Source organism: Macrococcus equipercicus, from assembly GCF_004359525.2.
Taxonomy (GTDB): Bacteria; Bacillota; Bacilli; order Staphylococcales; family Staphylococcaceae; genus Macrococcus; species Macrococcus equipercicus.
The window spans coordinates 111,036-117,808 of the sequence record NZ_SCWC02000005.1; the positions used below are offsets into that span (position 1 = coordinate 111,036).

The window sequence follows — 6,773 nt, forward strand, 5'->3', positions numbered from 1 at the left end:
GGCTTATTTGATAGCTCTATTTTAGTCGCTTACTATAATACTTTAGATAGGAAGTTCTGCGTCCGTTCGTTCTGCGGGCTGCCGAATACTTGCGCCGGTGTCCCTTCTTCCTGGACGATTCCTTTATCCATGAAGACAACGCGGTCTGCTACTTCTCGTGCAAATCCCATTTCGTGTGTCACAACAACCATCGTCATCCCTTCACGTGCGAGGTCTTTCATAACTTGCAGCACATCACCGACCATCTCCGGGTCAAGCGCTGAAGTCGGCTCATCGAAGAGCATCACGTCCGGGTTCATCGCCAGTGCTCTTGCGATCGCGACACGCTGCTTCTGTCCACCTGATAACTGCGACGGATAAGCACCTGCCCGTTCTTTCAGTCCGACTTTTTCGAGCAGTCCTAATGCGCGCTGCTCTGCTGACTCTTTCTTCTCACCCTTAACAAGCATCGGTGTCAGCGTCAAATTCTCAAGCACCGTTTTATGCGGGAAGAGATTGAAGTTCTGGAACACCATCCCCATCTTCTGACGGAGTTTATTGATGTTTGCCCCTTTCGCGTTCAGCACTTCCCCTTCAAATATAATGCGGCCGCCTGTCGGTGTTTCAAGCAGGTTCAGGCATCTTAAAAATGTCGATTTGCCGCTTCCTGACGGTCCGATTACTGCCACTACTTCTCCTGATGCCACTTCAAGGTCAATCCCCTTTAATACTTCTACTTGTCCGAAACTTTTATGAAGGTTTTCTACATTAATCACTTACACTCATTCTCCTTTCGAAGACATTCATCACACGAGATAACGTGAATGTCAGGATAAAGTAGGCAACTGCGGCAATCAACAATGGGGTAAACGGATCAAACGATGCACCTTGCACTTTCTGTGCATTGAACATCAGTTCGCTGACACCGATAACAGACACAATTGATGATTCTTTAATAACAGTGATAAATTCATTACCAAGTGCCGGCAGAATGTTTTTAATGGCCTGCGGCATGATGACTTTGTTCATCGCCTGTGAATGACTTAAACCGAGTGAACGTGCCGCTTCCATCTGTCCTCTGTCGACTGCGTTAATACCTGCACGGATAATTTCAGCGATATACGCTGCACAGTTCAGTATCAGAGCAATGACACCGCAGACAAATGCTGACAGATCAAGGCCAAGCACTGCTGTTGTACCGAAGTAAACAAGGAACACCTGCACTAATAGTGGTGTGCCGCGGACGAACTCAATATATATCCATGCGATAGCTTTCACGATGATGTTTCGGCTCAGTTTCATAAAGGCCAGAATGCCGCCGAACAACGAACCGAGTATAACACCGAAGATAGAAATCAGAATCGTCGCTCCAATCCCTTTCAGGAAGTAATTGCCATACTTGCTTAAGAATGACCCTTCTTCAAACATCGCTTTATTGGCTTTTTTCTGATAGTCTTTAATCAATCCCTGGTCCCGCACTTCTTTAATGCTGGCATTCAGCTTATCAAGCAGCTCCGGTGAATCTTTCGGTAAAGCGATTGCTGTTCCTTTAGCCGCATCTGCAAACTGCAGTTTTGAATAAGAAAGTCCTGTGTTTTTTGAGAGGTATGCATCAGCTACCGGTCCTTCAAGGATAACCCCGTCAATCTTACCGGAGTTAAGTGACATGATGATTTCAGGCACACGCGTTAATGAAGACAAGTTTGCATCTGGAATTTCTTTTTGTGCTAATGCTTCCTGAGTCGTCTGCTTCTGCACCCCAATATTTTTACCTGAGAAGTCTTTAATTGATTTAAGTTTATCTTTATTCTTCTTCTGAACAACCATACGCTGAGTGACTTCCATGTAATTATCTGTGAAGTCCACTTCTTTACGACGTTCAGGTGTCGGTGACATCCCTGAAATAATGACGTCAATCTTACCCGTTTTCATCGAACCGAGCAGACTGTCAAATGACATATCTACAACATTTAATTTTACCCCTAAATCTTTCGCGATCTTTTTGGCAAGCTCAATGTCTATGCCGACATATTCACTTTTACCGTTGACAGTCTGCTCAAACTCATATGGTGCATAGTCAGCAGACAGCCCGACGCGAATTTCCCCTCTTTTTTTAATGGTCTCATACTGATCGTCCTGTGCACTCGCCGATTTAAACGGAATACAAGACAATAGCAGTACGGTCATCATCATGAACACGACTAATTTCTTCAATTCACTGCCCCCTTTGTTACTTTCCTGTATAAAAGTATACAGGTCATTGAAATAATATACAATACTAAAAATAAAAAATATTCTGTTAATTAACAGAATATTTTTTATCACTCACTTTTATTAAATTGATAAATATCAGCGTGATATCCCGGCAGAATTTTCAACAGCACGGTATGGGCTAATATGCTGACCGGCAGCGGCACGAGGACATAAGCTGCAAGCAGTTTCAGGACATTGACTAAAGCACTGCTGTCCATATATTTAAACGCATTGAGCGGACCGACAAGCCCTGTATAGCCGAACCCTGCTGACATCGGCGTCCCTTGAACGCCCATGAAATAAGCCATTGTACCGCCGACGATGCCATTGATTATCAGCGGCACCATAATGATAGGATGTCTGACATAAACCGGCATCATCATCTTGGCAGCGCCGATGACGAGTGTTGTATTCACCCCTTTATCATTGACGAACCAGGAACCGACAATAAACGTATAACAGCATGCCGTAATCCCTAAATTGGCAGCGCCGCTCCCTAAACCTGACAAGCTGATCACCGTGGCGATTGCGACTAAAGAAATAGGTGTCGCCATCAGCAGTGCATAAGCAGTGCATATTAAAATGCACATGACGAGTGGATTTAACGTCGTAAAATGCGCGATGACCTGGCCGAGTGAGCCTGTGACCATCTTCATATAAGGCAGCGTAAACGTTCCGACGGCCCCGGGCAGAACGCCTGCCAGTATCGGCAGAAAGACAATGTTCAGCGTGCCGAGCCGGTTGCCGAGCGCTCTGATGACAAGGGCCGCTACAGTTATTGTCAGCAGCATATTAAGCAGATCACCCATACCGGCAAGACTTGCCCCTTTATCCGTGAACTGGACCGCACCAGAACCGATAAATGCCGCCCCGCCGAGAATGACACTCTGAATGCCGTTGAACTTCAGCTGATATCCTGCAAGCACCCCGATGATAATAGAGGCGCTGAACTGGAACATCATCAAGTACTGCGTCAGCACTGTAAACAGCTCATGATACTGACTTAAGTATTTAAACAGCTCACCGAGCATCGCATTCGGAATCAGTGCCACTACAATTCCGGTTGCCATACCGTTCAATATATTGAAGTAGAATGATTTAAAAGACATATGTTTTTCCATAAATGACCGACTTTCTGTTTTAATCTCTGCTGTTAAAGATTATCCGCTATATAGTGACCGTGGTTATCTTTTCCGAGCATTAATACTTTTAATTCCTGAGGCTTAATAATCTCCTGATCCAATTCTGCTGCTGAATAGAATTTGAAGACAAAATGAGGGTCGGGCTGTGCAAATATTTCTCCTTCACCCAGCTCATCGCCGACTTCTAATAAGTAGACAAATAGCAGCTCATGATAATGCGTCCCTCTGTAATCAAAGAAGCTCTCGATAATCGTTTTAAACTGAAGCTCATTCGCACTTACTGTCAAATTTAACTCTTCCTTCAGCTCTCTTATCAGCGCAGACTGTGAATCTTCCAGTAACTTAATGCGTCCGCCGACCGTCGTGATAAATTCGTCGTTGACCCCGTAATGCATCAACCATTCATCACCGCGCCGAATGATCGCCGATGTTCTCATATTTAGTTTGTGGCTGTCTAATAACAGAGATAAGTCCATAGTTTTTCTCCTTAAAGGGTGACCACCCATATATGATGATTCCCGCCCTCACCCCAGTAATCTTTAACTACATAGGTCGCAGGACCAAACATCTTCGTCCATGTTTTGATCGCAAGAGTATACGAAGCATCAAAACAGAATTCACGTATTCCAGCAGCCCGCAGCTCTTCCTGCATCTGTCTGATCAATGTACTGCCAATCCCCTGCCCCTGATATGCTGGATTGACATACAACGAACCTATTTCATATAAGTGATTCAACTTGCCTTTCATCATCTTGTCGATGTTACTGTTTGGACGATAGGAGGCAATGCCGCCGATGATCTGCTTATCATCTTTAGCTATTATAAAGCATACATCCATCTGACGATAATAGCGCTCAATATAACTATATTTCGTATCGATTTCATGCTGCAGGTCTTCAGCATCGTCAATACCGTCTACTTGAAATGTATGGGTAATGACCCGCTTATAATGTGCTTTTAAAGCGCTCTTGTGTTCAAGAGCCGGCTTTATATAATCAATCAATTGAGCACCTCCTGTACATTTGTCTTATTATACACTAAAAAAACCCTGAAACATAAGTTTCAGGGTTCAGATACCGGCGGCCGGGGTCGAACCGGCACTCCTGTGAGGGAACTGGATTTTGAGTCCAGCGCGTCTGCCAATTCCGCCACGCCGGCGTAATATTATAAAGAGCATTTAATCAAAAATAATGGAGCGGAAGATAGGACTTGCACCTATATCTCGAATCAGGAAGATTCGTATTCTAAAGTTGAAATACTCCCGCACAATATAAAATATGGAGCGGAAGACAGGACTTGCACCTGTATCTCTGACCAGGAAGGTCATTATTCTAAAAATTGAAATACTCCCGCATATATGATGAATGGAGGCGCCAACCGGATTTGAACCGGTGATAAAGGTTTTGCAGACCTCTGCCTTACCACTTGGCTATGGCGCCAGAAAAGAGCTGGGGTAGCTGGATTCGAACCAACGAGTGACGGAGTCAAAGTCCGTTGCCTTACCGCTTGGCTATACCCCAAGAATAGAAGGGCGACTGATGGGAATCGAACCCACGAATGCCGGAACCACAATCCGGTGCGTTAACCACTTCGCCACAATCGCCATGGCAGGGGCAGTAGGAATCGAACCCACATCAAAGGTTTTGGAGACCTCTATTCTACCGTTAAACTATGCCCCTATTTATGGTGGAGGGGGGCAGATTCGAACTGCCGAACCCGAAGGAGCGGATTTACAGTCCGCCGCGTTTAGCCACTTCGCTACCCCTCCAAATACATGGTGCCGGAAAAAGGACTTGAACCCTCAACCTACTGATTACAAGTCAGTTGCTCTACCAGTTGAGCTATTCCGGCATAATAAAAAGATGGCTCAGGACGGAATCGAACCGCCGACACATGGATTTTCAATCCATTGCTCTACCGACTGAGCTACTGAGCCATACATGGCGGTCCCGACCGGGATCGAACCGGCGATCTCCTGCGTGACAGGCAGGCATGTTAACCGCTACACCACGGGACCTTAGTTGCGGGAGGCGGATTTGAACCGCCGACCTTCGGGTTATGAGCCCGACGAGCTACCAGACTGCTCCATCCCGCGATAATAATAAATAGTGTGTTTATTCTTGTTGAGTGCTGAAGTAAAAAATAATGGCGGAGGAAGAGGGATTCGAACCCCCGCGGGCCGTTAAGCCCCTGTCGGTTTTCAAGACCGATCCCTTCAGCCGGACTTGGGTATTCCTCCATTATATAAGTGGACCTTGCAGGACTCGAACCTGCGACCAAACGGTTATGAGCCGTTTGCTCTAACCAACTGAGCTAAAGGTCCTAAATCCAGAAGTTACACTTTTAAAAAATTAGTGGCGGCAGAGGGGATCGAACCCCCGACCTCACGGGTATGAACCGTACGCTCTAGCCAGCTGAGCTACGCCGCCGTATTAAATTATTATGGTGGAGACTAGCGGGATCGAACCGCTGACCTCCTGCGTGCAAAGCAGGCGCTCTCCCAGCTGAGCTAAGCCCCCATAATATAAACTACTTAAGAAGTAAGTCGGGAAGACAGGATTCGAACCTGCGACCCCTTGGTCCCAAACCAAGTGCTCTACCAAGCTGAGCTACTTCCCGTAGCAAAAATAATTAGCGCGCCCGAGAGGAGTCGAACCCCTAACCTCTTGATCCGTAGTCAAACGCTCTATCCAATTGAGCTACGGGCGCATAAATGGTGCCGAGGACCGGAATCGAACCGGTACGGTAATCACTTACCGCAGGATTTTAAGTCCTGTGCGTCTGCCAGTTCCGCCACCCCGGCTGATATATCGATTTTTGACAAAAAAATAATAATGGAGCGAAAGACGGGATTCGAACCCGCGACCCCAACCTTGGCAAGGTTGTATTCTACCACTGAACTACTTTCGCAAATATGGTGCGGGTGAAGGGAGTCGAACCCCCACGCCGTAGGCGCTAGATCCTAAGTCTAGTGCGTCTGCCAGTTCCGCCACACCCGCATATTTAAAATGGTGAGCCATAGAGGATTCGAACCTCTGACCCTTTGATTAAAAGTCAAATGCTCTACCAACTGAGCTAATGGCTCTAACATGGTGCCGGAAAAAGGACTTGAACCCTCAACCTACTGATTACAAGTCAGTTGCTCTACCAGTTGAGCTATTCCGGCATAATAATAAATGGTGGAGGATGACGGGATCGAACCGCCGACCCTCTGCTTGTAAGGCAGATGCTCTCCCAGCTGAGCTAATCCTCCGAATGTTTCTGCCCGGCAGCGTCCTACTCTCGCGGGACGTCAGTCCAACTACCATCGGCGCTAGAGAGCTTAACTTCTGTGTTCGGTATGGGAACAGGTGTGACCTCTCTGCCATCGTCACCAGACAGATGGGGTGAATTATACCC

Annotated in this window: 5 protein-coding genes, 23 tRNA genes and 1 rRNA gene; all 29 read right to left on the bottom strand. The window is 46.5% G+C overall.

Annotated elements, in window-relative coordinates; translation table 11 throughout:
• Positions 1–32: 32 nt before the first annotated feature.
• The 29 genes from ERX35_RS08275 to rrf all read right to left on the bottom strand — a co-directional run bounded on the left by ERX35_RS08275 (position 33) and on the right by rrf (position 6,752).
• Positions 33–755 carry an amino acid ABC transporter ATP-binding protein gene (locus ERX35_RS08275; protein ID WP_149459449.1) on the bottom strand — a complete coding sequence of 241 codons (723 nt, stop codon included), beginning with the start codon at positions 753–755 and terminating at the stop codon, positions 33–35.
• Positions 748–2,172 (bottom strand): ABC transporter substrate-binding protein/permease, encoded by a 1,425-nt coding sequence (locus ERX35_RS08280; protein WP_149459457.1) that lies wholly within the window; start codon positions 2,170–2,172, stop codon positions 748–750. The genes ERX35_RS08275 and ERX35_RS08280 overlap by 8 nt, the downstream gene beginning before the upstream one ends.
• Before the next feature lie 128 nt (positions 2,173–2,300).
• Positions 2,301–3,341 (bottom strand): PTS sugar transporter subunit IIC, encoded by a 1,041-nt coding sequence (locus ERX35_RS08285; protein ID WP_246143145.1) that lies wholly within the window; start codon positions 3,339–3,341, stop codon positions 2,301–2,303.
• Between the two features lie 44 nt (positions 3,342–3,385).
• A complete protein-coding gene (locus tag ERX35_RS08290) occupies positions 3,386–3,850 on the bottom strand; it encodes an NUDIX hydrolase (protein WP_170234590.1) in 465 nt (154 codons plus the stop codon).
• Between the two features lie 11 nt (positions 3,851–3,861).
• Positions 3,862–4,377 carry a GNAT family N-acetyltransferase gene (locus ERX35_RS08295; protein ID WP_149459452.1) on the bottom strand — a complete coding sequence of 172 codons (516 nt, stop codon included), beginning with the start codon at positions 4,375–4,377 and terminating at the stop codon, positions 3,862–3,864.
• A 71-nt stretch (positions 4,378–4,448) separates the two neighbouring features.
• Positions 4,449–4,532 (bottom strand) — tRNA-Leu (locus tag ERX35_RS08300).
• Positions 4,533–4,652: 120 nt separating this feature from the next.
• Positions 4,653–4,727: transfer RNA gene (locus tag ERX35_RS08305), tRNA-Gly, on the bottom strand.
• A 12-nt stretch (positions 4,728–4,739) separates the two neighbouring features.
• Positions 4,740–4,813 (bottom strand) — tRNA-Cys (locus ERX35_RS08310).
• Positions 4,814–4,822: 9 nt separating this feature from the next.
• A tRNA-Gln gene (locus ERX35_RS08315) sits at positions 4,823–4,894 on the bottom strand.
• A 10-nt stretch (positions 4,895–4,904) separates the two neighbouring features.
• Positions 4,905–4,977 (bottom strand) — tRNA-His (locus ERX35_RS08320).
• A gap of 2 nt (positions 4,978–4,979) precedes the next feature.
• Positions 4,980–5,053: transfer RNA gene (locus tag ERX35_RS08325), tRNA-Trp, on the bottom strand.
• A 5-nt stretch (positions 5,054–5,058) separates the two neighbouring features.
• Positions 5,059–5,142, bottom strand: a tRNA-Tyr gene (locus ERX35_RS08330).
• A 7-nt stretch (positions 5,143–5,149) separates the two neighbouring features.
• Positions 5,150–5,225: transfer RNA gene (locus tag ERX35_RS08335), tRNA-Thr, on the bottom strand.
• Between the two features lie 12 nt (positions 5,226–5,237).
• A tRNA-Phe gene (locus ERX35_RS08340) sits at positions 5,238–5,310 on the bottom strand.
• Positions 5,311–5,315: 5 nt separating this feature from the next.
• Positions 5,316–5,391 (bottom strand) — tRNA-Asp (locus tag ERX35_RS08345).
• Between the two features lie 4 nt (positions 5,392–5,395).
• Positions 5,396–5,469 (bottom strand) — tRNA-Met (locus ERX35_RS08350).
• Between the two features lie 51 nt (positions 5,470–5,520).
• A tRNA-Ser gene (locus tag ERX35_RS08355) sits at positions 5,521–5,613 on the bottom strand.
• A 10-nt stretch (positions 5,614–5,623) separates the two neighbouring features.
• Positions 5,624–5,697 (bottom strand) — tRNA-Ile (locus ERX35_RS08360).
• A gap of 32 nt (positions 5,698–5,729) precedes the next feature.
• Positions 5,730–5,803 (bottom strand) — tRNA-Met (locus tag ERX35_RS08365).
• A 14-nt stretch (positions 5,804–5,817) separates the two neighbouring features.
• A tRNA-Ala gene (locus tag ERX35_RS08370) sits at positions 5,818–5,893 on the bottom strand.
• A gap of 26 nt (positions 5,894–5,919) precedes the next feature.
• Positions 5,920–5,993: transfer RNA gene (locus tag ERX35_RS08375), tRNA-Pro, on the bottom strand.
• A 16-nt stretch (positions 5,994–6,009) separates the two neighbouring features.
• A tRNA-Arg gene (locus ERX35_RS08380) sits at positions 6,010–6,083 on the bottom strand.
• Positions 6,084–6,088: 5 nt separating this feature from the next.
• Positions 6,089–6,177, bottom strand: a tRNA-Leu gene (locus ERX35_RS08385).
• A 32-nt stretch (positions 6,178–6,209) separates the two neighbouring features.
• Positions 6,210–6,284, bottom strand: a tRNA-Gly gene (locus ERX35_RS08390).
• 5 nt (positions 6,285–6,289) lie between these two features.
• Positions 6,290–6,373: transfer RNA gene (locus tag ERX35_RS08395), tRNA-Leu, on the bottom strand.
• Positions 6,374–6,383: 10 nt separating this feature from the next.
• Positions 6,384–6,459 (bottom strand) — tRNA-Lys (locus ERX35_RS08400).
• Positions 6,460–6,464: 5 nt separating this feature from the next.
• A tRNA-Thr gene (locus tag ERX35_RS08405) sits at positions 6,465–6,540 on the bottom strand.
• Between the two features lie 11 nt (positions 6,541–6,551).
• A tRNA-Val gene (locus ERX35_RS08410) sits at positions 6,552–6,627 on the bottom strand.
• A 10-nt stretch (positions 6,628–6,637) separates the two neighbouring features.
• Positions 6,638–6,752, bottom strand: a 5S ribosomal RNA gene (gene rrf / locus ERX35_RS08415).
• Positions 6,753–6,773 lie beyond the last annotated feature (21 nt).